The organism is Iodidimonas sp. SYSU 1G8 (assembly GCF_039655775.1).
In the GTDB taxonomy this organism is placed as follows: domain Bacteria; phylum Pseudomonadota; class Alphaproteobacteria; order SMXS01; family SMXS01; genus RI-34.
This window is the reverse complement of sequence record NZ_JBBYXJ010000001.1, coordinates 378,797-401,441: the sequence shown is the minus strand read 5'-3', so window position 1 is coordinate 401,441 and position 22,645 is coordinate 378,797. Positions and strand designations below refer to the sequence as shown.

Annotated in this window: 21 protein-coding genes; 9 read left to right on the top strand and 12 right to left on the bottom strand. The window is 61.9% G+C overall.

The genetic code is table 11. From position 1 onward, the window contains the following. Positions 1-121: 121 nt before the first annotated feature. On the bottom strand, positions 122-892 hold the full coding sequence (locus WJU17_RS01920) for an SDR family oxidoreductase (protein WP_346325659.1): 771 nt from the start codon (positions 890-892) through the stop codon (positions 122-124). A gap of 11 nt (positions 893-903) precedes the next feature. Beyond that, complete coding sequence (locus WJU17_RS01915) at positions 904-1,653, bottom strand: SDR family oxidoreductase (RefSeq protein ID WP_346325658.1); 750 nt, start codon at positions 1,651-1,653, stop codon at positions 904-906. A 487-nt stretch (positions 1,654-2,140) separates the two neighbouring features. Between WJU17_RS01915 and WJU17_RS01910 the strand changes: the two genes are divergently transcribed. The 6 genes from WJU17_RS01910 (at position 2,141) to WJU17_RS01885 (ending at position 9,775) form a co-directional block, all read left to right on the top strand. Next, positions 2,141-3,514, top strand: a complete 1,374-nt coding sequence (locus WJU17_RS01910; RefSeq protein ID WP_346325657.1) for an aromatic ring-hydroxylating dioxygenase subunit alpha — start codon at positions 2,141-2,143, stop codon at positions 3,512-3,514. An 87-nt stretch (positions 3,515-3,601) separates the two neighbouring features. Further along, on the top strand, positions 3,602-5,248 hold the full coding sequence (locus WJU17_RS01905) for an AMP-binding protein (protein WP_346325656.1): 1,647 nt from the start codon (positions 3,602-3,604) through the stop codon (positions 5,246-5,248). A gap of 126 nt (positions 5,249-5,374) precedes the next feature. Continuing rightward, on the top strand, positions 5,375-6,463 hold the full coding sequence (locus WJU17_RS01900) for an AI-2E family transporter (protein WP_346325655.1): 1,089 nt from the start codon (positions 5,375-5,377) through the stop codon (positions 6,461-6,463). A gap of 99 nt (positions 6,464-6,562) precedes the next feature. Then, positions 6,563-7,666 carry a hypothetical protein gene (locus WJU17_RS01895; protein WP_346325654.1) on the top strand — a complete coding sequence of 368 codons (1,104 nt, stop codon included), beginning with the start codon at positions 6,563-6,565 and terminating at the stop codon, positions 7,664-7,666. Between the two features lie 35 nt (positions 7,667-7,701). Continuing rightward, positions 7,702-8,457, top strand: a complete 756-nt coding sequence (locus WJU17_RS01890; protein ID WP_346325653.1) for a glycosyltransferase family A protein — start codon at positions 7,702-7,704, stop codon at positions 8,455-8,457. Positions 8,458-8,467: 10 nt separating this feature from the next. Then, on the top strand, positions 8,468-9,775 hold the full coding sequence (locus WJU17_RS01885) for a nucleotide sugar dehydrogenase (RefSeq protein WP_346325652.1): 1,308 nt from the start codon (positions 8,468-8,470) through the stop codon (positions 9,773-9,775). On the opposite strand, the gene WJU17_RS01880 is transcribed toward WJU17_RS01885, so the two are convergent. The 9 genes from WJU17_RS01880 to WJU17_RS01840 form a co-directional block, all read right to left on the bottom strand. Beyond that, positions 9,772-10,710 (bottom strand): hypothetical protein, encoded by a 939-nt coding sequence (locus tag WJU17_RS01880; RefSeq protein ID WP_346325651.1) that lies wholly within the window; start codon positions 10,708-10,710, stop codon positions 9,772-9,774. The genes WJU17_RS01885 and WJU17_RS01880 overlap by 4 nt on opposite strands. Continuing rightward, positions 10,700-11,521, bottom strand: a complete 822-nt coding sequence (locus WJU17_RS01875; protein WP_346325650.1) for an NTP transferase domain-containing protein — start codon at positions 11,519-11,521, stop codon at positions 10,700-10,702. The genes WJU17_RS01880 and WJU17_RS01875 overlap by 11 nt, the downstream gene beginning before the upstream one ends. Positions 11,522-11,671: 150 nt before the next feature. After that, a complete protein-coding gene (locus tag WJU17_RS01870) occupies positions 11,672-11,959 on the bottom strand; it encodes a helix-turn-helix transcriptional regulator (protein ID WP_346325649.1) in 288 nt (95 codons plus the stop codon). Between the two features lie 599 nt (positions 11,960-12,558). Beyond that, on the bottom strand, positions 12,559-13,389 hold the full coding sequence (locus tag WJU17_RS01865; RefSeq protein WP_346325648.1) for a nucleotidyltransferase family protein: 831 nt from the start codon (positions 13,387-13,389) through the stop codon (positions 12,559-12,561). 34 nt (positions 13,390-13,423) lie between these two features. Further along, a complete protein-coding gene (locus WJU17_RS01860) occupies positions 13,424-14,830 on the bottom strand; it encodes an MmgE/PrpD family protein (RefSeq protein ID WP_346325647.1) in 1,407 nt (468 codons plus the stop codon). Between the two features lie 145 nt (positions 14,831-14,975). Further along, positions 14,976-16,568 carry a 2-oxo acid dehydrogenase subunit E2 gene (locus WJU17_RS01855; RefSeq protein ID WP_346325646.1) on the bottom strand — a complete coding sequence of 531 codons (1,593 nt, stop codon included), beginning with the start codon at positions 16,566-16,568 and terminating at the stop codon, positions 14,976-14,978. A gap of 89 nt (positions 16,569-16,657) precedes the next feature. After that, on the bottom strand, positions 16,658-17,671 hold the full coding sequence (locus tag WJU17_RS01850) for a pyruvate dehydrogenase complex E1 component subunit beta (RefSeq protein WP_346325645.1): 1,014 nt from the start codon (positions 17,669-17,671) through the stop codon (positions 16,658-16,660). Positions 17,672-17,689: 18 nt separating this feature from the next. Then, positions 17,690-18,664 carry a thiamine pyrophosphate-dependent dehydrogenase E1 component subunit alpha gene (locus WJU17_RS01845; RefSeq protein ID WP_346325644.1) on the bottom strand — a complete coding sequence of 325 codons (975 nt, stop codon included), beginning with the start codon at positions 18,662-18,664 and terminating at the stop codon, positions 17,690-17,692. Between the two features lie 207 nt (positions 18,665-18,871). Beyond that, complete coding sequence (locus WJU17_RS01840) at positions 18,872-19,639, bottom strand: SDR family oxidoreductase (RefSeq protein WP_346325643.1); 768 nt, start codon at positions 19,637-19,639, stop codon at positions 18,872-18,874. A 250-nt stretch (positions 19,640-19,889) separates the two neighbouring features. On the opposite strand from WJU17_RS01840, the gene WJU17_RS01835 reads away from it, so the two are divergent. Together WJU17_RS01835 and WJU17_RS01830 are read left to right on the top strand one after the other, a co-directional pair. Beyond that, entirely contained in the window at positions 19,890-21,101 is a 1,212-nt protein-coding gene (locus WJU17_RS01835; protein ID WP_346325642.1) for an FAD-dependent oxidoreductase, read from the top strand. A gap of 95 nt (positions 21,102-21,196) precedes the next feature. Further along, positions 21,197-21,511, top strand: a complete 315-nt coding sequence (locus WJU17_RS01830) for a 2Fe-2S iron-sulfur cluster-binding protein (RefSeq protein WP_346325641.1) — start codon at positions 21,197-21,199, stop codon at positions 21,509-21,511. A gap of 101 nt (positions 21,512-21,612) precedes the next feature. On the opposite strand, the gene WJU17_RS01825 is transcribed toward WJU17_RS01830, so the two are convergent. After that, a complete protein-coding gene (locus WJU17_RS01825; protein WP_346325640.1) occupies positions 21,613-21,996 on the bottom strand; it encodes a hypothetical protein in 384 nt (127 codons plus the stop codon). Between the two features lie 123 nt (positions 21,997-22,119). Between WJU17_RS01825 and WJU17_RS01820 the strand changes: the two genes are divergently transcribed. Further along, positions 22,120-22,641 (top strand): VOC family protein, encoded by a 522-nt coding sequence (locus WJU17_RS01820; protein ID WP_346325639.1) that lies wholly within the window; start codon positions 22,120-22,122, stop codon positions 22,639-22,641. The last annotated feature ends 4 nt before the right edge of the window (positions 22,642-22,645 follow it).

Genomic DNA, 22,645 nt, shown 5'->3' with positions numbered 1-22,645 from the left:
AAGTCACCCCTCCTCCGGCTTCGGGCAGTATTCCCTTTAGACGCTCGTCGGCCACCGCTCGGCCCGCCACGGCGGACTGATCGCGGGCGGCCGCGGCGCCGGTGGCGGCCTCACCTCACCTTCACAGCCGGGCCATGGCCCCGCCGTCGATGCGCAGCCCGATGCCGCTGATGAAACTGGAGCTTTCCAGCGCCAGAAACAGGGCGCCGCGGGCGATGTCGATGGGCTGGCCCAGGCGGCCGACCGGCGCCTTGGTCTTCCAGTACTGGGCGAACGCGTCCGCCTCGGCCTTGGGCGCCGTCGCCAGGAAGGTTTCGGTGATGCCGGTGAGGATGAAGCCGGGCTGGATGTAGTTGGCTGTGATCCCGAACGGCCCCAGCTCAAGCGCCTGCTGCTTGGTGAGGCCGGCGAGCGCGTGCTTGGAGACGGTGTAGGCGGTCAGGGTCGGCCCGGCAACCTGCGACTGGACCGAGCCTGTATTGATGATACGGCCGCTGCCGCTCTGCTTGAGATGGGGCGCGGCGGCGATGGTCAGGCGGTTCACCGCCGTCACGTTGATGGCCAATGTCCGGTTCCAGGTCGCCTGCGACTGCTCCAGATACGGCTCGGTGGGACAGATGCCCGCATTGTTGAACAGGATGTCCAGCCGGCCGAACGCCTCGATCGCGGCGCCGACCAGTACCTCGGGCGCGTCCTCGTCGCTGACGTCCTTGTAGACGCACGCGACGTTGGGATTGCCGGCGAAGCGTTCGGCCAGAGGCGATCCCGGTACGTCACTGGCGAGAACCTTCGCGCCCTGTTCGGCGAACAGGGTGGCGGTCGCCAGCCCGATGCCGCTGGCCGCGCCGGTGACGAGAGCGACCCGTCCGAGAAGCCTGTTTTCCCGTGGCATGTCCGTTCCCCTCAGTAATGCGAAACCGCGCCGCCATCGACCCAGAGGCCGATGCCGCTGACGAAATCCGCCTCGTCCGACGCCAGATAGAGCACGGCGTTGGCGATGTCCTCGGACTCGCCGAAACGGCCGACCGGCGCCCGCTCCTTCCAGTACTTTGCATAGTCGGGCATGCGCTCGAACGCGGGCGAGGTGATGCCGGTGAGGATGGCGCCGGGCTGGATGTAATTGGCGGTCCCGTAAGGGCCCAGTTCGCAGGCCAGGACCTTGGTCAGGCCGGCGACGGCATGCTTGGTCGAGGTATAGGCGACCGCGCCGGAATCGGCGAAATCGGAGCGCACCGATCCCACATTGATGATCCGGGCCGCGCCGCTCTGTTTCAGGAACGGGATGGCCGCCTTGGACAGGCGGTAGACGGAGGTCAGGTTCAGGCCGATGACGAAGTTCCAGTCGGCCTCGTCATGGGTTTCGACAACGCCGCCCTTGCCGACGGTGCCCGCATTGTTGAACAGGATGTCGAGCCTGCCGAACGCGTCGATGGCCGCCGCCACGATGGCATCGGCGGCGCCGAGCGCCGTCACATCCATATCCATGCAGATGATGGACGGGCTGCCGGCGTGAACCTGCGCCAGCGGCTTGCCCGGAAGGTCGACCGCGAGCACGCGCGCGCCTTCGGACGCCATGAGCCTGGCGCTCGCCTCGCCGATGCCGCTGGCCGCGCCGGTCACGATCGCGGCCTTGCCTTCCAGAAGTCCCGTCATCACGCCTCCCCAACCGATGCAGGCCGTCAGAGTGGCGTGCGGTACCGTGCGCGTCAACTGTCGGTACTCACCAGACTTCCGGGATAAAAAAAGGGGTCCGGCACCGAAGCACCGGACCCCAAGGATATCCGAAGGGGCTCGGATAATGCTAACGCCGCATCGCCGCGGTTTGGCCCAAGGCCGGTCGCAACGACGGGCAAATCAATGAGGTCTCTCCGACCATTGCCGGTTACCTGTGCCGGGAATACTACCGTTGGACAAAATAAAAATCAATGTCGTCTGTTTTTAAGAATTCAAATCCATGGTTTCCCAGCCACTGAAGGTATGGTCTATAACCATATGATCTAAAATCGATTTTTTCATCGCAACTAAAGTGCCGCCTGCACCTGTCGACGCACGATGCAGGAAGTATTGTTTCTTTTCGTCCCTTCAGGCGTCTGGCGGCCTATGATAGGGTCCGATCTCAGGCGACCGGGGAGACGCGTTCATGGATTACAATCTCGACCAGGGCGGACCGGCCCTCAATCCGGAGGCACCGGACAGCGCAGCCGATCACAAGGCCGCTTACGTGGACAACGGGACCGATACCAAGGACCCGTCGCGCTATTACAGCGCCGCCTACAAGGCGCGGGAATGGGAGCGCCTCTGGAGCCGGGTCTGGACCATCGCGGGCGTGGCCTCGGACATTCCCGAAACCGGCGATTTCCTGACCTACGACCTGCTGCACGAATCCTTCATCATCGTCCGCACCGGACCGGGCGCGGCCGACATCGCCGCCTACTACAATGTCTGCGGCCACCGGGGAAACCGCCTCGTGCAGGCCGATTTCGGCCGAGTCAGCGGCGCCTTCACCTGTCCGTTTCATTCCTGGCAGTGGACCATCGACGGCGCCCTCGCCCATGTGACCGACGCCGAGACCTTCCGCCCCGAGGTGCTGGCGCAGGCGCCGGATCTGGTGCCGGTGTCCCTCGGCATCGTGGCCGGGGTGATCTTCATCACCATGGATGAGAATCCACGGCCGCTGCGCGATTTCCTGGGGCCGGTCGCGGATCACATGGAGTCCTTCCATGTGGACAAGATGAACGTGGTGCGCCATGTGCGCAGCGAGTGGGCGGCCAACTGGAAGACCGGGATCGACGCGTTCTACGAGACCTATCATCTCGGGTCCGTCCATCCGCAGACGCAGCCGATCATGGGCGACATCAACTGCCAGTTCGACTGTTATCCCAATGGCATGAGCCGCATGATCGTGCCGATCGGCCAGCCCAGTCCGCACTTCCCCGATCAGGAGACGGTGAACGAGGGCCTGCAATACATGCTGAACTCGGTCGGACTGGAGCCCGAGGCCTTCAAAGGGGGTCCGCGTGACGTGCGCCCTGCCCTCGCCTCGGTCAAGCGGGACTGGTCCCGCCAGTTCGGGCTGGAATGGGAGGGGCTTTCGGACGTCCAGCTGACCGACAGCTTCGCGACCGGCATCTTCCCGAACGTCCAGTTCGGCATGCATCCGGAAGGCGCGTTCCTGATGCGCTTCATGCCGCATCCGGACGATCCGCAGCGCTTCTGGTACGACACCATGACCCTGGTGCGCCATGTGGACAATCCGCTGTTCAAGGTACCGGACTGGATGGGCCTGCCGGAAGGCACCGATTGTTCGGGGCGCGAACGCCCGGATATCGAGCGCAAGGCGACCGGCGAGCCGCCGGAGCTCGGCCTCGTGCTGGACCAGGATTCCGAACTGCTGCCGGTGGTCCAGAAGGGCCTGCGCAGCAAGGCGTTCAAGGGACCGCTGTGGTCGGAGCAGGAACAGCGCCTTCGCCATTTTCACAACGAGCTCGACCGATATATCGAGGGCGAGAAATAGCAGGGAAAAGGCGGAGACGCCGCCATCATTTCTAGGGCCGCGCCAACCGATGTTCTAAACTCATCGGCACGAAAAACGGGGATCACGATGACACAGCCGATCAACGCCTTCGGGCGCCTTCTCGTTCGCGCCGCCGCGACCTGGCCCGACCGCGACGCGGTCATCTTTCCCGAACGCAAGCAGAGCTTCGCCGAACTGCATCGCCGTTCGGTCCTGCGGGCAAAGCAGCTCGTCGCGCTCGGCGTCCGGCCCGGCGAGCATGTGGGACTGCTCCTGCCGACGAGTTTCGAGTTCCTCGAGGTGATGTTCGGCATCGCCCTGGCCGGCGCGGTGATGGTGCCGATCAACGCGCGATACCGGGGCAGCGAGATCGCCTATGTGACGGAGAACGCGGATCTGGTGACCATCGTCACCACCGGCAAGGTCGCCGACGGCGTCGATTTCATCGAGCGGCTCGGCGAAGGGCTGCCCGGCCTGTCGGGCGCGGCCGACGCGGGCGCGCTGTCGCTGCCCTCGGCTCCCATGCTGCGCAACATCCTGCTGCTGGGCGGCGAGCGCGCGGCGGGATTCGTCGCCGAAGCCGAGCTGCACGACCAGGCCGCCGCCGTGCCGGACGGCGACATCGACGCCCGGGTCGCCGCCGTCGGCGACGACGATCTGGCGATGATCCTCTACACCTCGGGCACGACCTCCAATCCCAAGGGCTGCATGATCACCGGCCGCTCGATCATCGGCAACGGACGCGCCATGGCCAAGGCCTACGGCATGACCGAGGCGGACAGCTTCTGGTCGCCCCTGCCCATGTTCCACATCGCCGCCACCTTCCCGATCTGCGCCTGCTTCGACATGGGCAGCGCCTATGTGACCATGGGCTATTTCGACGCCGGCGTGGCGCTGAAGCTGCTGGAAAGCTCGCGCGCCACCATCAACTACGCCTGCTTCGTCACCATCATCTCGGACCTCATCAATCACCCGGATTTCGCGAGCACCGATCTCAGCGCGGTCCGGCTGATGAACAGCAGCCTGGCGGTCCAGCCGCCCGGCTTCGCCCAACGGCTGCGCGAGGCGATGCCGCAGTGCATCCAGGTCGGCACCTATGGCCTCAGCGAAGCCTCGGGCACGGTCTGCACCTCGCCGCTCGACAGCCCGGAGCATCTGCGTCACACGCGCCTGGGTTCGCCCATGCCGGGCCAGGAGGTGGAAATCCGCGATCCCGATACCGGCGCGCCCGTGCCGGTGGGCCAGCGCGGCGAGATCTGCGTGCGCGGCGTCAACATCCTGCAGGGATACTACAAGGATCCGGAGAAGACCGCGCAGACCCTGCGCGGCGGCTGGCTGCACACCGGCGATATCGGCTCGCTGGACGAGCATGGGACGATCATGTTCCACGGCCGGTTCAAGGACATGCTGAAGGTGGGCGGCGAAAACGTGGCCGCCGCCGAGATCGAGAGCCTGCTGCAGGAGCATCCGGCGGTGAAGCTGGCGCAGGTCGTCGGCCTGCCCGACGCCCGCCTGGTCGAGGTGCCCGCCGCCTTTGTCGAACTGAAGCCGGGCGAGCAACTCAGCGAGGCCGATCTGATCGCTTTCTGCAAGGGCAAGGTCGCGAGCTTCAAGGTGCCCCGGCATGTGCGCTTCGTGACGGCCTGGCCCATGTCGACCAGCAAGATCCAGAAGTTCAAGATGCGCCAGAAACTGGAAGCCGAACTGGATGCCAGGCGCGGCGCGGCGGAATAGCGGTACCGGCCGCTAACTTCCCTTGGAGCCACGGCGAACTGCGCCTAAATTCAACCGAGCGGAAGGGCCGGAGCGAGCCCGCCTGCCTGTGGGGACGCCGTTCACAAGATTATTCAAGGGGTTGCCGTGCGGGGTCTGGAAAAATCCACCTTCCTGTTTCTTCTGATCGGCACGTCGCTGGCCTTCGCGCTGGTGCTGTGGCCATATTTTGGCGCGATCCTCTGGGCGGTGGCCGTCTCGGTCGTTTTCAACCCGGTCTATCACCGTTTGCTGAGAAGCACCCCGGGGCGCAGGAACCTCGCCGCCGGCATTACCCTTCTGATCATCCTCGTCATGGTGATCATGCCCGCGACCTTGATCGGAATTTCGCTGATCCAGGAAGCATCGAGCAGCTACGCCAAGTTCCAGTCGGGCGAGATCAACCCGGGCGCCATGCTGCGACAGGCCCATGCCGCGCTTCCGCCCTGGGCGATGGGCTTGCTGGACCGATTTGGCCTGGGCGATGTGGACGCCATCACCCGCGAGATCACCACCGGCCTCGCCAACAGCATGCAAATGATCGCCGGCAAGGCACTGAATATCGGCCAGAGCGCCTTCGGCTTTCTCATCTCGCTGGGCGTGATGCTGTACATGACGTTCTTCCTGCTGCGCGATGGCTACGCCCTGACCCGCAAGATCGGCGAATCCGTGCCGCTGCCGCCCGACATGCGCGCCATGCTTTTCGAGAAATTCACGACGGTCATCCGCGCCACCCTGAAAGGCAGCGTCGTCGTCGCGGTCGTGCAGGGCGCGCTGGGCGGCATCACCTTCTGGATCCTCGGCATTCACGCCCCCCTGCTCTGGGCTGTCCTGATGGCCTTCCTGTCGCTGTTGCCCGCCATCGGCACCGGGTTCGTGTGGGTGCCCGTGGCGATCTATCTGCTGGCGACCGGCGCCATCTGGCAGGGCATCGTGCTGGTCCTGGTGGGCATCTTCGTGATCGGCCTGGTCGATAACGTCCTGCGCCCGATCCTGGTCGGCAAGGACACGAAGATGCCGGACTACATCGTTCTGATCTCGACCTTGGGCGGTCTGCATCTGTTTGGCATGAACGGGATCATCGTCGGCCCCATGATCGCCGCCATGTTCATCGCCGTCTGGCATATCCTGACCGAACTGCGCCACCGCCCGACGGAGCCGGACGAGACGGGCCTGCCGCCCGCCGACGGGCTCTGACGCGCGCAGCGCGCCCTTTTATTGACGCCCGCCCCCTAGCGGGGCTATACACCCGCATCCTTCGCCAGTGGGCGAAGCGGCATGCCGTGACGGAGTCGGATGAAAGCACTCTACGCATTGCCTGACCACGAAGTGGTCATGGAACTGATCCCAGGGATCGTGGACACCCATCTTTCGGCCGACGACGCCGTGGCGCGGATCAGGGCAACCAATGGCCTCGTGCCGGTCGCGATCGATCCGGCGGATGGCGGCAAGGTGCTGTGGGCCGACATCGGCGACCATCCCTTCCAGGAATGGCAGTTCATGTACACGGTGCAGTCGCTGGCGCAGAAAGGCGACATCGGCGAGGCGTTCACCACAAACTTCTCCATCCTGCTGGACGACCGTATCCTGGCGGACCCGATCAGTCCGAGCGGCTTCATCTTCCACGTCTCGCGCTGCGGATCGACGCTGACCGCCAAGGCGCTGGCCCGGTCGCCGCGCCATGTGGTCATCAACCAGGGCGGACCGCTGCAGCGTGGTTTCTGGGCGACCATCACCCAGGACTGGGCGCACGAGGCGGAACCGACACCGGATAATCTCAAGGCCTTCCGCAATCTGGTTCTGGCCATGGCGCGCCGGCGCCGGCCTGAACAGCGCTATTCCTTCGTCAAGTTCATCAGCTGGAACACGCTCTATCTGGATTTCGTCTCCAGGGCGTTTCCCGATGTGCCGGCTGTGTTCCTTTATCGCGAGGCCGTCGAGGTCATCGCCTCGGTCCTGCGCGAGACGACGGCGATCCTGTGGGCGAAAGGCCGGCCGCAAGCCGGTTTCCTGACCGGGATGGACTGGCGCGAGACCATCGAGATGGACGATGTGCGCTATCTGGCGATCTGCTTCGCGGAATATTTCCGCCTGGCCCTGAACGCCAATGGCCGCGTCACCCATATCAACTACACGAACATCAATCCCGAGACCTTCCCGGTGATCCTGCGCCAGGGCCTACGCTTCGAGCCCGGCGATGGCGAGTTCGAGTTGATGGTCGAGCAGTTCCGCTTTCATTCCAAGGACGACTCCGACAAGGTGGAATTCCAGTCGGACAGCGCGGAAAAGCGCGCCGCCATGCCCGAGAGCGACCGCCGCGTGATCGAACAGGAATGCGCCGCGCTGATGGAAAAGCTCGACCGTTCGCCCGATAACCTCTTTGCACAGATTGCCGGCTAGGCCTACCCTATCTGGCCTCGCCCCTGGAGACGTTGATGACATCCGAAATCCCGGCGAACCTGCTGACCGTCGTCATGCCCAATTTCAATTATGGGCGGTTCATCGCCGAGGCGATCGGCAGCGTCGCGGCGCAGACCCACAGCCCGATCGAGCTGATCGTCGTCGATGACGCCAGCACCGACGACTCCGTGGCGGTGGTACGCGATACACTGCCCAAGATGACCAATCTGTTCAGTACCGAACTGCTGGCGCTGGAGCAGAACGTGGGCAAGCTGGGCGCGCTGAACCGGGCCCTGCCGAAAGTCCGCGGCGAGTATTTCATCATCCTGGATTCCGATGACCTGCTGACGCCGGAATATGCCGCCCGCTGCATCGCCGAACTGACCGAAGCGCGCAAGGCCGACCCCAGCATCGGCTTCATCTACACGGATTGCACTCTGGTGTCGCAGGCCGGCGAACTGCTCGACCGGGGTAAGTCGACCGCGTTCGATGCCAAGCTGCTCGAGGAATTCAGCTTCGTCCCCGAACCGGCGCTGTGCCTGGCGCGCGCCGTCGTCGAGGCCGGGCCTTTCGATGAGGCGATCCGCAAGGGCACCAAGCACCACAAATGGCGCCGCATGGTCGCCAATGGCTGGAACGGCCAGCATCTCGCCGAGCCGCTTTTCTACTATCGGATGCACGACAAGAACCTGTCGGGCATCGGCAAGCGCGTGATCGCCGAGGTCGAGAACGGACAGCGCGGCCACCGCATCCTGTCCGGCTATTGGCCGACCCAGACCACGCAGCGATAAGGCAGCGCGCATGAACCGCCCCTCCGTGATCCATCCGTTGCCGCTCAAACTCGACGACGTGCGCATCGGCGTCGTTGGCCTGGGCTATGTGGGGCTGCCGGTCGCGGTGGCTTTCGCCGATCAGTTTCCGACTTTCGGCGTGGACATCAACGGCAAGCGCGTCGCCGACCTTCAGGCCGGTAACGACGTGACCATGGAGACCACGGCGGAAGAGCTGCGCGCGGCGCGGCTTTTGTCCTTCACCACCGAATGGGCCGACCTCGCCACCTGCAACGTCTTCATCGTCACGGTGCCGACCCCCGTCGACAGCCACAACCATCCCGATCTGAGCCCGCTGGAAAGCGCCACGCGCGCCATCGGCGCGATCCTGAAAAGCGGCGACGTTGTGATCTATGAATCAACCGTCTATCCAGGGGCGACCGAGGAATTCTGCGTGCCGATCCTGGAGAAGGTTTCCGGCCTGACGTTCAACCGCGACTTCTTCGCCGGCTACAGTCCCGAGCGGCTCAATCCGGGCAACAAGGAACTGAAGCTCTCCGACATCAAGAAGATCACCTCCGGCTCCACGCCGGAAGTCGCCGACTTCGTCGACGCGCTCTATGGCCGCATCATCAACGCGGGGACGCACAAGGCGCCGTCGATCCGCGTCGCGGAAGCGGCCAAGGTGATGGAAAACACCCAGCGCGACCTGAACATCGCCTTGGTCAACGAGCTGGCCATGATCTGCAACCGGCTGGGCATCGATACGCTGGACGTGCTCGAGGCGGCCGGAACCAAGTGGAACTTCCTGCCCTTCCGCCCGGGCCTCGTCGGCGGTCACTGCATCGGCGTCGATCCCTACTACCTCACCCACAAGGCGGAGGAGATCGGCCACCATCCGGAAGTGATCCTGGCAGGACGCCGGATCAACGACCGGGTCGGCAAATATGTGGTGAACCAGTTCGTGCGCCTGCTGGGCCGCCGAGGCCTGTTGAAGGACGATCTGCGCGTTCTGGTGCTGGGCTTCTCGTTCAAGGAAAATTGCCCGGACGCCCGCAACACGCGCGTCGCCGATATCGTCGGCCATCTGCACGAGTTCGATATCGACGTGGATGTGTACGACCCCTGGGTCAATCCCGACGAATGCGAGCATGAATACGGCATTCGGCCGATACAGGCACTGGAAGAGGGCCGCTACGACGGCATCATCCTCGCCGTGGCCCATGAGGAGTTCATCCGGATGGGCGCCGAAGGTATCCGCGCCCTCGGCCGCGCCGGCTCCGTCCTTTACGACGTCAAATCGGTGCTGCCGAAAGACGCCGTCGACCAGCGGCTTTAATTTCGATCACGACCGTAACAATTGATCCGTTGCTCTCGGAACCTTACGATAGGCTTGTCTGGTGAAATGGAAGAATTATCGACATCGCCTATATACTCGAATAGTCCATCCACCTCTCTCCTTGAATAGAACTCCCAAATAGCCCCCCCGAGGCGATGCAAGGCTAGCCTTAACTCTTCAATCAGAGGCCGTTCGTAGAGAAGATTTTCATTATAACTCTTTAAACTTGCGGTCAGATTTAGAGCCTTTGGCGTTATAACGCTTAATGCTCTACCGGCACTAGACACGATATCTTCATATCGAATTACTTTATTATCCATGAGAAGCGGCAGTAGTTTTTCAAAATGCCAAGATAGAAGAACTGTCTGCCGTTCAAACAAATTGCGAACTGCCGGCAACCACCATTTCAGATCACCCGTCACCTTATGTACATATGGAGGAACCCGCCCTTGTCGATAGGCAGCGTCTATCGTGTTCCATGAAGCAAGAATAGATAGAGGATTACGAACAATTCCATATGTCGGATAATGGCGACTTAACTGTTCTATGATTGCGGTAAAAGGAATTGTGTGTTTAATTACTATCTCGAACTCCTCATCTAGTGGCTTTTGTGGAAGCATTGTTCCCACTCTGACCACACGTTTCCGGAGTTTTTTCCCGGTTGATTCTTCATAATGATTATCTAGACCCTCCGAACCAATTGTACAGGGAACCATTTTGTTTTCTTTAAACATCTTCCGCGCCTGGACAAATTTGAGAGAGACTAGCTCCAAACAATCTTCTGGATAAGCTTCAGAGATTTCCTCACGTGAAAATGGTTCGTCTAAAGCAATGATATTTTCAACAACGTTATGATTCAATAAACGACAAGCTAGCGTCGTGCCGGAACGGGCTGGCCCCACTAGTATCTTATTTTTACTGAGATTATGCCGCATTCCTGGCCTCCCTCAGAGACAGGATACGCTCTGCTAAGACAAGACTTTCACTTCCGTCCACGTCTATAGGTGCTTCCGCCATTCTAATTATAATTATACCAATTGATAGATTGAATAAGTTCCGCAGTCTTTTTAGAAGATCCTCGAGAGTAAGAAGCCCTAGCTTATATCTAATTAGGGTTCCCAATCCGACGGCGCGTAATATGCGCCAAGGGTGGGAGCGAAATTGCCCCCCGTACCTCATGACCTTTACGGCGCGTAGAGCTCCGGAATCGCGAAGATAATAAACATTGCAGTTCGAATGGTCGCCGTCTGCGAATTTAAGGTAACCTATAGTAGGCGCCTCGGAGGGGTAAGCACTCTCAACCACGCTCCGAGGCGTCAGCGCAAACGCAACATCAACACCACTGGCGTGGGCCTCATCGATAAAACCGCTAATCACGCCTTCAGTATGGAGAACATTGTCCGCCGTCGTGATAAATAGCGGATAATCCGCCTCCGCCAGTCGACTTGCTACAGCAATCGCGCTGCCTTCTAACGTTTCTTTACTTTCAATTATTTCTAGTTGACCTGACTCTACTAATTGGCAAATATAAGGTATATTTTCAAATAAATTAGAATCCTCAATGGACACAATCAATCTATGAAAGCGGCCTGAACTCCTGATTACACGCAACACGCGTTCAATCATTGTGATTCCGGCAAGTTGCGTCAGACATTTATGTGATACGCCAGCTTGCTCCGCTACGGGGTTTGCTCCCCCTTTACGGTTCGCCGCCATTATAAGTGCTACACATCTCTTCTGATCCAAATCTCACCCCTCTCCGACAAAGGGCACGCGCCCGTATACGTCGCTTCAAAAAGTAATGAGATCGAACCATATCCATGATTCAACAGCAAGAAAAATTAACGATTTGTTGATTTTTCGCAAACCACTAGCGGCCCATAGCGGCGAGAAATCCTAGTCGCCGCCCTGCAATGCGTGGATTCGCTGCATCATGCCGTAAGGCATCGATGCCGCATTTCCAAAGTACAGCCAGTCCAAAGTTACACCGGTTATCGTACAGATCTTTCCTAGATAGATCATATCGGGCATACGCTTGCCCCGTTCCCACTGGCTAAGCCGTGAGGGGCTTACGCCAAGAGCCGAAGCAAAGCTGGTTTGTCGAGAAAAGCCGGCGGCCCTCCGCGCAACGTGGAGGCGCACCCCGAATTTGCTACGCATTTCATCTTCGAGAAAGCCGTTCATCCGAGAATCCTATGCGATGTCATCGTCCTTTGCACAGCCACCAACTCCCTTGCCGCGAACTGCAAATACACATATCGTTAATACGATAGGATTTGCCAAACAGGTCAGACCGATAAGTGATTGAATCGTAATCATGCAAAGATATCCATCCGCACTAACTAACGACGATCTCGGCACCCAGCATTAACTGAACAACGCACAGCGCCGCTCTCTCACATCGACCGGATTCACTAATGGAAGCCCAGAAGCCCGCATGAAGATTGGCTATTATACGGCAGTTCTATAGGTATAACATTCATGCATTAGACCAAAATAGCACTCACGATAGCCAACACGTCCGCATCACTTACAATACTGGGGGCCAAATATGGACGATTTACAGAAAAACAAAATAATACACCACTTAATTATCGCCCTCTCAGAAAGACATAATACGTCCATTAATGAAATAAAAAAGGATTTAGATACAATAAATAAAATAACTGTGGGGGAAGCAACAGAGTCCGCAATACAGTACTTATGCGGCAGAATCGTTGCCAAGACGATTGATTAAATAGACTTCGTCAATTTTCTCACGCCTGATGGCATCGAGGAGACTTTCAGCCCGTCTTATTACGCCGCTTGCGCAGCGTTTCCTCGGTGATATCGAAGGAGTTCTTGTTGTCCACGTCGATCGGGCCATAGGGATACTGCAGAAGCACCGGGTCGATGGTCACCCGCAGCTTGCGGCCGATGACCTTGATCAGCCCGTCGAGACCGGTCAGTTTTAGCTTGTAGAGAATGAACGGCGTGACGCCGAAGGCCTTGAGGATGCGCTTGTGCCGCTTGCCGAACTGGCCGCCGCTCTCGAAAACCCGCACGGCCGAGAGGGACTTCTCGCGGCGTAGCGCATAGAGGTTGCAGGCGGAATAGCCGCCATCCTTCAGCATGTGGAATGCCAGGCCGGAATTGGCGTAGTCGCGCAACACAACATCGTCGCGGGTGAACGCCAGGGCGACGTCCTCGTCCCGGGTCCAGAACGCCGTCATGAAATCGCGGATCAGCTCGGGCGTATGCAAGGCGTTGTCGCCGGTGGTGATGATCAGCGGCAACGGATTCGGAATCACGTCGACGGCCGAGAGCACGCTGTCGGCCAGATTGCCACTGCTGCGCACGAAGGCAACACGGCCCTCGTCGACCCAGGCGCTCATCCGGGGCGTCGCCCGCAGGATGTTCTCCTCCTCGACCGACACATAGATGCGGCTGAAGCAACCGCTGTCGATCAGCGCCTCGAGCACGCGCTCAAGCATGACCTGTCCGTCGATCTCGACAAGGCACTTGTGCGACTTGTTCTGCAGCAGCGCGACGGGATCGTTCACGCCCTTGCGGCTGGCGGCCATGACCAGGACGGTGGCTGGCGGGAAGGAGTCCGGAAGCGGGCGAGGCGTCATGATGTCCAATGCGTTTCTTGGTTGATAGGCGGGATCACGCGACCTGCGCGAACGGGAGAACGAGGTGGCGCATGAGATCGCCGATCTGAGGCAGGTCGGGCAGACGCTCCAGCGCCTTGCGCAATTCGGCGGCGTCGCGTCCGGACAGGAAGCCATCGCAGCAGGCATCGAACTTGGCCCAGTACTGGGCATCGGAGAAAGGCGCCTTCTTGCTGCCCAGCGGCATGTCGATCACGGCCTTGACGGTGCGGCCGTTCTTCAGGGTCACATGGACCTCGGTGGGAAACTCGCCTTCCAGCTTGTCGACGGGATGACGATGAATGATCGGAAACAGGCCGCGGACGTCCTCGCGCATGACGGCTTCCGGACGGAAATCCGCCAGGGTGCAGTCGCCGCGCGCAAGCACGCATCCCACGGCATATTCGGCCGAAAACTTGGCCTGCAGCGGGTCCCGCGGATCGGTGTACATGACGTTGTTGAAGTGCACGCGCGGCATGTAGAGATCGACCGAGGTCACATCCGAGGCCTGAAATCCATACTGGCTACGCAGGTCGAGCATGCCGTCCATGGCGCGGTGGATGGCGCCGCAGGTCGGGAAGCGCTTCACCCGGAACTTGTGTTCGGTGATCAGCAGCGGCGCGCCGACGCTGTCGACTTCATAGCGCAGGTTCTGGCCATGCTCGACATGGGTGATCGTATCCCGAAGCTCCTCATAGTCCGGACCGACCATCAGCCGGTTCATGCCGGTGCGGCCATCGAGGGTTTCCATGCCGGCCGTGATCCCGGCCTGGGCGAAGGTCGCCGCCATGATGCCGCCCTTGGCGGCCAATCCGGCGTGGACGGGCTTCATCATGGTGCCGAACTGGGACATGAAGCCGGCGGACATGCTGGTGGCCGCGGAGAGCGCATGGGCCGACGCGTGGGCGTCAAGCTGCAGAAGGCGTGCGCACGCCGCCGCGGCGCCGATCACGCCGACGGTCGCCGTGGCGTGCCAGCCACGGTTGCGATGGGTCGGGTTCACGCCCTGTCCCACCCGCCCCATGATCTGCAGCCCGACGATATAGGCATCCAGACAGGCCGCGCCGGACAGGTTTTCCTGTTCGGCCAGCGCCAGGATCGCGGGCGCCAGCACCGTCGTCGCATGCGCCTTAGGCGGATCGAAATTGTCGTCGAAGTCCAGCGCGTGGCCGGCGGTCCCGTTGACCAGCGCCGCCCACGGCGCCGAGAGCCGGCTGCGCTGGCCGACCACGGCGCAGGGCCCCTGCCCCCACTGCCTGACCGCGTCATAGGCGTGGCGGGTCGCTGGTTCGGCGGCGCCGGGGATCATCACGGCAATCACGTCGATAAACTCGCGGTGCGCCCATTCGAGGGCGTCCGCCGGCCAGGAATCGGAAACTTCCGCGGTCCAGGCGCCAAAGCTTTCCAGCGGGTTCTTGCTCACCTATGTGACCTCTGAGGTTTATGACAGTCCCGAGCGGGCCCAACCTAATCCCGGCGTATCGCCGGGGCAACATGCGAGTGTGAAGGCCCCCAACGGAAAAAGGGCGCGGTGTGCCGCGCCCTTTCCCGTATTTTCCGGCCGGTGGCTAGAGCACCAGCGCGAGAGGCTCTTCGATCAGGTCCTTGAAGACTTCGAGGAACCGGGCGCCCAAGGCACCGTCGATGGCGCGATGATCGCACGACAGCGTGACGGTCATCACGGTGGCGACGGCCGGCGCGCCATTGCGGGCGATGATACGCTCCTCGCCCTTGCCCACCGCGAGAATCGCACCCTGCGGCGGATTGATCACGGCATCGAAGTTGCGGATACCGAGCATGCCCATGTTGGAGATGCTGAACGTGCCGCCCTGGATCTCTTCCATCTTCAGCTTGCCGCTACGCGCGCGGCTGGCCAGATCCTTGGTCTCGGCCGCGATGTCCTGCACCGATTTCACGTCGGCCGCACGGACGATCGGGGTGATGAGACCACCTTCGAGGGATACGGCCATCGAGATGTCCGCATGCTTGAAGAAGTGCAGACCGTCGTCGTGGTACTGCACGTTCATCTGCGGCACATGCTTGAGCGCCAGACCGCAGGCACGGATGATGAAGTCGTTGACCGAGGCCTTCACATCCGCGCTGGCATTGACCTTCTGACGGCGCGCGAGCAGGCGGTCCAGTTCCACATCCACCGTCAGGTAGATGTGCGGAATGTTCTGCTTCGCTTCCGTCAGGCGGCGGGCAATGGTCTTGCGCATGGTGTTGAGCGGCTGAACCGTATGCGGGTTCTCGCCTGGCACATAGCTCGTGCCGGCCGGCGCGGGAGCACCCTTGGGCGCGGCGGCGGCGGCTTCCACGTCCTCGCGGGTGATGCGGCCGTTCTTGCCGGATCCCTGGACCCGGGCAATATCGACGCCCAGTTCCTTGGCCAGCTTGCGCACGGCCGGCGTGCTGCGCACGTCTTCGTTCAGCGGACCGTTGATTTCGTCGGCATAGGCGCGGACGTCATCCTGGGTGATGCGGCCATTCTTGCCGGTGCCCACCAGATCGGCCAGATCGACGCCCAGCTTCTTGGCGAGAACCTTGACCCGCGGCGTCGCCCACAGCTTGCGCGGCGGCTCCGCCGCGACCGGCTTGTCCTTGGGAAGGCTGTCGAAATAAGCCTGAACGTCGCGGTCGGAAATGCGCGGACCGTCGCTCGTCACCTTGTTGATGTCGACACCCAGCGTTTCCGCCAGCTTGCGGGCGCGCGGAGACGCACGCTTGCCGGAACCCTCGCCGTCATCCTCGTCGGACACCCCGGCCGTGTCGTTGACCGATGCCGAGCCGTAGGAACCCGCGCTGCCGGCCGACGCCTGAGCGGGCTTGTCATTGTCCGAGCCGAGCGCTTCGACGCGTCCGAAAGCCTCGGATTTGTATGATCCCACGAACGCATCCACGTCGGCATCGGAGACATCCTTGTCGGCGATGACGCCCAGCAGGCCGCCGACCGGGATCACCTGACCCTCTTCGGCGACGCGGCGGCGCATGACACCCGGAATGTCGGCTTCAACCTCGTTCGCTATCTTTTCGGTTTCGACGTCCATGATCGGCTGGCCCTTGTCAACGGGCTGCCCTTCCGTGACGTGCCACTTGGCCAGGGTACCCTCGACCATCTCGAGGCCCCATTTCGGCATGATGATTGCCTTGATATTGGCCATGGCGATCTCTCCTTCTCTATCCCCTTAAAGCATCATCGCCCCGGCGGATCATCTAGTCCCCCGGGGCGACGACGCAAACCAAACGTCGATCAGTACTCGACGGCCTTGCGGATGGCTGCTTCGATCCGGCCACCGCTGGGCAGGTAGGCCCTTTCCAGATTCGGCGCGAACGGCACCGGCGAGTGAGCCGAGGTGACCAGCTCGATCGGCGCATCCAGGAAGTCGAAGCCCTTCATGGCCACCATGGACGAAATGTCGCCGGCCACCGAGCAGCGCGGGGTCGATTCGTCGACGATGATCAGGCGGCCCGTCTTCTCGACGCTCGACAGGATGATGTCCTCGTCGAGCGGCGACGTGGTGCGCGGGTCGATGACGTCACAGGTGATGCCATTTTCCTTCGCCAGCTTGTCGACGACGGCTTCCGAGAAATGCACCATGCGGCCGATGGCGACGACCGTCGCGTCCTTGCCTTCACGGTAGCGCATGCCCTTGCCGAACGGGATCGGGGTATCGCCTTCCGGCACCTCGCCCTGGACGCCGAACAATGCCTTGTGATCGAAGAAGATCACCGGATCATCGTCACGGATGGCGGTCAGCATGAGGCCCTTCACGTCCGCCGGCTTCGACGGCACCGCGACCTTCACGCCCGGAATGTGCGTGATGATCGGGTAAATGGCCTGCGAATGCTGGGCCGCGGCCGAAAGGCCGGCGCCGTAAGCCGTACGCAGCACCATCGGGGTCCGCGACGTACCGCCGAACATGTACCGAAACTTGGCGGCCTGGTTCATGATCTGATCCAGGCAGTAGCCGATGAAGTCCGCGAACATGATTTCGACGACCGGACGCAGACCGGCAAGCGCCGCGCCCGCGGCCGCGCCGACGATGGCGGCCTCGGAGATCGGCGTGTCGATGAAGCGGTTCTCGCCGTAGCGGGCATGGAACTGCGGATAGGTGCCGAAAATACCGTTCTGGTTGTCGCGTACACCCGCGGAGCCACCGGCGCCCCCAGCGACGTCCTCGCCCATCACGATGACCCGCTCGTCACGGTCCATCTCGATCATCAGAGCTTCGGTGATCGCCTCGCGATAAGTCTTGATTGCCATATCGTTGCTCCCCAGCCCTTAGTAGTTGATGTAGACGTTTTTGGTGACGTCCGTATCCGGCGGGAACGGCGCTGCAATGGCTTCCGCGACGGCCTCGTCGATGAGCTTCAGGACTTCGGAATCAATGCTGTCGAGATCCGAGGCTTCGAGCAGCTTGGCTTCGGTCACGCGCTTACGGAAGTTCTTCAGGCAATCCATGCTCTCGCGGGCCATCTCGACTTCGCCCTTGATGCGGTACTTCTGGGGATCGCCCTCGAAGTGACCGAAGAAGCGCAGGCACTCGAACTCCAGCGCGGTCGGGCCGCCGCCATTGCGGGCGCGCTCGACGGCTTCGCGGGTCATGTCATAGACCGCGAAGAAATCGGTGCCGTCCGCCTTGGACGCGGGCATGCCGAAGCCCTGGGCGCGGCGGACCATGTCGGTCTTGCCGGCGCCAACGGCGTAGGCCGGCGCGGTCTGTTCGGAATAGCCGTTGTTCTCGAATACGAAGATCACCGGCAGGTTCAGCATCACGGCCATGTTCATGGCCTCGAACACCGGACCGGAGTTGCAGCTGCCGTCACCGGCCAGCGCGACGGCGACTTCGCCCTTGCCGCGGTTGCGGAAGGCGATCGAGGCGCCCATGGCCAGCGGCGGACCGCCACCGACGATGCCGTTCGCCCCCAGCATGCCCTTCGACAGGTCGGCGATGTGCATCGAGCCGCCCTTGCCGCCGCACAGGCCGGTCGCGCGGCCGTAAATCTCGGCCATCATGCCCTTCACGTCGCAACCCTTGGCGATGCAGTGGCCGTGGCCGCGGTGCGTGGAGGTGATGGCGTCGCTGTCGTTCAGGTTCTCGCAAACGCCGACGGCGATCGCTTCCTGCCCCGAATAAAGGTGCGTAAAGCCGGGAATGAGCCCTTTCGGGATTTCCTCGTGAAGACGATCCTCGAATTCGCGGATGGTCTTCATTTGACGATACGCCCGGAGCAATTGCTCACGTGATAATTGCACTGGTGTCTCCCTGGTCCAGATGTGTGCTCGGTTCGGCGCGCATGGCGAGCGGGAGGTTCAACCCCGCTCCGCGCCGGTAGAGGTAGCGGACTGTAGCACAGTAACCCGCTTGGTCTAGCCCCCAGCGTCGCGGCTGAAGGTTTTGTCCGGACCGCCCCCAAACGAGCGAAAAAAGGGCGGCTTTCCGCCGCCCTTTCGCTTGTTGTCTTAGAACTTGACGCGCTTGTTCTGGCCGCCGTCGACGGTGACGTTGACGCCGGTCACCCAGCTGGCCGCCGAGGACAGCAGGAAGACGATGACGTTGGCGACTTCCTCGGGCTTGCCGTAGCGGCCCATGGCGATGGTCGAGAGGACATGCTTGAAGAAAGCCGGATTGCCCTTCTCGATCTTGTCCCAGTCGCCGCCCTCGAAATAGATCGAGCCGGGCGAGACGATGTTGACGCGGATGCCCTTCGGGCCCAGGAAATTGGCCAGCTGCGAGCCATAGGTGACGATCGCGGCCTTGGTGGCGCTGTAGGACATCGGCGCGGCGAAGAATTCGCTGGCCGCCGTCGTCGACATGAACACCATCGAGCCCTTGGTCTTTTCCAGGTACGGGGTGGCTGCCTCGGCACCGGTCACGGTGCCCAGGATATCGGCCTGGAAGTTGTCGGCCCACTTGAAGGCCCAGTTGTTCGGGTCGAAACCGCCGCCGGCCGACACGTTCGGCACAAACATGTCCAGACCGCCCAGCTCGTCGGCCGTCTTCTTGATCCAGGCGACGTAGGCCGCCGTGTCGGCTACGTCGACGACGCCGCCGATGACCTTCACGCCCTTCTTGGAAATCTCGGCGACCGCCTGATCGACTTCGTCCTTGTTACGCGCGCAGATGCCGACGTTGACGCCCTCGTCCGCCAGAAGATCGACCACACGACGGCCAATTCCCTTCGTCGAGCCCGTAACGATCGCGTTCTTGCCCTTAAGTCCCAGATCCATGGTTCATCTCCCAACCAGATTGAAAAAGCATTTTCGGCCCCTCAGCGGGCCGCCGCCGCGCGCCGATCAGCGCCTCGCGATTGTCCTGCGAACCTGGTGCGGCGCGAACCGCAGCCTATTGTTCGAAATTCCCGGAAGGTCTCCCCCCAACTCCGCGGGACGATACGGCAGGATTGGAGCCATAACATAGATTTTTGCAACCGAACAGGATAAGAGCGGGACCCACTGGAGAAGACATCGGACGGGAACCATGACACAGACCTTCATCGTCGTCGGCGCCGGACATGCGGGCGGACAGGCAGTCGCCACGCTGCGTTCCAAGGGCTTCGACGGCCGCATCATCCTCATTGGCGACGAACGCTATGTGCCCTATGAGCGCCCGCCGCTGTCCAAAGCGGTTCTGGCCGGCGAACTGGAGGTCGAGCGGACGTTCCTGAAAAAGGAGACGTGGTATCCCGAGAAGAACATCGAGTTCCGTCCCAATACACTGGTGACGAAACTCGACCGGAAGGCCAGGACCATCAGCACCGCCAGCGGCGAGGTGCTGGGCTACGACAAGCTCCTGCTGGCCACCGGCACGCGCGTGCGCAAGCTGCAGGCGCCGGGGGCGGATCTCGACAACATCTTCTATCTCAGGGCGCTCGACGACACCCTGGCCATTCAACGGAAGATGACGCCCGGCACCAATGTGGTCATCGTCGGCGGCGGCTACATCGGCCTGGAAGTCGCGGCGGTCGCCGTGAAGATGGGGTGCACCGTCACCGTTCTGGAGGGCCTGGAACGTGTCATGAGCCGGGTCGTCGCGCCCGAGGTCTCGGCCTTCTACCACCACGTTCACACCGACGCGGGCGTTGTCATCAAGACGGGCATGGCCGTGACCGGATTCGAAGGCGACGGCAAGGTCGAGCGCGTCACCTGCGCCGATGATTCCGTGTTCGCCGCCGATCTCGTCGTCATCGGCGTCGGCGTGCTGCCGAACGTGGAACTGGCGGCCGAAGGCGATCTCGCGGTGGACAATGGCATCGTCGTCGACGAGTACGGCCAGACCAGCGACGACAATATCTGGGCCGCCGGGGACTGCACCAATCATCCCAATGCCCTGCTCGGCCGGCGACTGCGCCTCGAATCCGTGCAGAACGCCGTCGACCAGGCAAAGACGGCGGCGAACGCCATGTGCGGCGAACTGAAGCCCTATTCGGAAATCCCGTGGTTCTGGTCGGACCAGTACGATCTGAAACTGCAGATCGTCGGCCTGTCGGAGCCGGGCGACGAGGTCGTGATCCGCGGCAATCCGGCCGAACGCAAATTCTCGGCGCTGTATCTGCGGCACGGCAAATTCGTCGCGATCAATGCCATCAACATGATCAAGGATTTCATGGCGGCCAAGAAGCTGATCGCCGAGGGCAAAATCCTCGATCCAGACAAGGCGGCGGACGCCGAGATCGCCCTGAAAGACATGTGACGCGGGAATCGGTTGCAAAGCGCGCGTCCTTTGGCTAGTGAAACGGCCGAAATCTAAAGCCTTAAAATTCAGACATCCGCGAGGGACCTGCATCCATGGCCAAGCTCCACATCACCGACCGTGAAGGCGTCGAAACCGTAATCGAGGGCGAGGTCGGCATCTCGGTGATGGAAAATCTGCGCGACAATGATTACGAGCTGGAGGCCATCTGCGGCGGCCAGTGCTCGTGCGCGACCTGCCACATCTATATCGACGACGCCTGGATGGCCAAGATCGGCGCGCGCAACGACGAAGAGAACGAACTGCTCGAGGAACTGGACTGCGTGCAGCCCAATTCGCGCCTGAGCTGCCAGATCGAGTTCACCGAAGACATGGATGGCCTCGCCATCGTCATCGCGCCCGACGAATAAGCCGTCAGCGCCTGTCAGTCGAAAAAGCCCGGCCATGCGCCGGGCTTTTTGCTTTCAGGAAGATGTTCCGGCGGACGGGAGGCCGCCTGGCGAATGTACGTCTAGAACTGGGTGCCGACGCGGACGCCGCCCCGATACTTGTTCGACCCGCTGCCATTGGAGGAGCCGGAAAACGAGAAATTGACCGGCGGCGGCGCCGCCGCAGCGCCGGGCACTTCGGTCCCGGCGGCGACCGGCGGCGCGCCCGCTGCTCCGGCGGCCGGGCCGGCATCGGGAACGATGGCGAAGCTGGGCATTTCGTCGGTGCGGCAGGCGGGACACGCCAGAGCGCGCTTCCTGACCGGCTGCGCGTTCGCGGCCGGCGCGGCCTGCCCCTGCGCGACGATCGTCTGGGAGGACGCAGCCCCCGCAGCGGGCGGCGGCCCCTCGGCCAGCGCCGGAGACGCCGACAAGGTGGCGAGGAGCAAACAGGATAGCATCCGCATCAGATTTCCCTCTCGGTATCGTCCCCCAGGATTTTAGGACGTTCACGGCGCATGTCCAATCTCCTCGGTGCTTGGCCCCGCTCTCCGGCTGTCATAGGCTGAGCGGCAACAAGGGGAGAGACAATGAACCGCAAGAGCACAGTGGTATTCCAGAACGCGTTCATCGTGAACGACATCGAGGCGGCCGTCGCCCGGTGGGTCAAGACCATGGGCATCGGCCCCTGGGTCATGCTGGAGAACATCAGCATGGCCAATGCCTTCTACAAGGGCCAGCCGACGACCATGAAGCTGCACGCGGCGCTTGCCGCGTCCGGCAACATCCAGATGGAGCTGATCCAGCCCCTGCACGATCATCCCTCGGTCTACCGGGATTATTTTCCGCCGGGCAAGGAAGGCTTCCATCACATCGGCGTCCTGACCGACGACGTGGCGCGAGATGTGGCGATGTACGAAGCGCTGGGACACGGCGTCATCGCCTCGGGCGGCAACCCCGACCAGACCCATATCGCCTATGTGGACACCTGGAACACGGGTCGTTGTCTGGTAGAGCTGATCCATGCCGATGACAACTACAAGCAGTTGACCCGCATGCTGGAGGACGCCGCCCGCAGCTGGGACGGCCAAACCCTCACCGTGCCGCGCTGATCAG

What these genes read in the sequence shown, in the direction of transcription:
- WJU17_RS01920 (WP_346325659.1), bottom strand. Translation starts at nt 892, where the DNA reads ATGCCACGGGAAAACAGGCTTCTCGGACGGGTCGCTCTCGTCACCGGC.
- WJU17_RS01915 (WP_346325658.1), bottom strand. Translation starts at nt 1,653, where the DNA reads ATGACGGGACTTCTGGAAGGCAAGGCCGCGATCGTGACCGGCGCGGCC.
- WJU17_RS01910 (WP_346325657.1), top strand. Translation starts at nt 2,141, where the DNA reads ATGGATTACAATCTCGACCAGGGCGGACCGGCCCTCAATCCGGAGGCA.
- WJU17_RS01905 (WP_346325656.1), top strand. Translation starts at nt 3,602, where the DNA reads ATGACACAGCCGATCAACGCCTTCGGGCGCCTTCTCGTTCGCGCCGCC.
- WJU17_RS01895 (WP_346325654.1), top strand. Translation starts at nt 6,563, where the DNA reads ATGAAAGCACTCTACGCATTGCCTGACCACGAAGTGGTCATGGAACTG.
- WJU17_RS01890 (WP_346325653.1), top strand. Translation starts at nt 7,702, where the DNA reads ATGACATCCGAAATCCCGGCGAACCTGCTGACCGTCGTCATGCCCAAT.
- WJU17_RS01885 (WP_346325652.1), top strand. Translation starts at nt 8,468, where the DNA reads ATGAACCGCCCCTCCGTGATCCATCCGTTGCCGCTCAAACTCGACGAC.
- WJU17_RS01880 (WP_346325651.1), bottom strand. Translation starts at nt 10,710, where the DNA reads ATGCGGCATAATCTCAGTAAAAATAAGATACTAGTGGGGCCAGCCCGT.
- WJU17_RS01870 (WP_346325649.1), bottom strand. Translation starts at nt 11,959, where the DNA reads ATGAACGGCTTTCTCGAAGATGAAATGCGTAGCAAATTCGGGGTGCGC.
- WJU17_RS01865 (WP_346325648.1), bottom strand. Translation starts at nt 13,389, where the DNA reads ATGACGCCTCGCCCGCTTCCGGACTCCTTCCCGCCAGCCACCGTCCTG.
- WJU17_RS01855 (WP_346325646.1), bottom strand. Translation starts at nt 16,568, where the DNA reads ATGGCCAATATCAAGGCAATCATCATGCCGAAATGGGGCCTCGAGATG.
- WJU17_RS01850 (WP_346325645.1), bottom strand. Translation starts at nt 17,671, where the DNA reads ATGGCAATCAAGACTTATCGCGAGGCGATCACCGAAGCTCTGATGATC.
- WJU17_RS01840 (WP_346325643.1), bottom strand. Translation starts at nt 19,639, where the DNA reads ATGGATCTGGGACTTAAGGGCAAGAACGCGATCGTTACGGGCTCGACG.
- WJU17_RS01835 (WP_346325642.1), top strand. Translation starts at nt 19,890, where the DNA reads ATGACACAGACCTTCATCGTCGTCGGCGCCGGACATGCGGGCGGACAG.
- WJU17_RS01830 (WP_346325641.1), top strand. Translation starts at nt 21,197, where the DNA reads ATGGCCAAGCTCCACATCACCGACCGTGAAGGCGTCGAAACCGTAATC.
- WJU17_RS01825 (WP_346325640.1), bottom strand. Translation starts at nt 21,996, where the DNA reads ATGCGGATGCTATCCTGTTTGCTCCTCGCCACCTTGTCGGCGTCTCCG.
- WJU17_RS01820 (WP_346325639.1), top strand. Translation starts at nt 22,120, where the DNA reads ATGAACCGCAAGAGCACAGTGGTATTCCAGAACGCGTTCATCGTGAAC.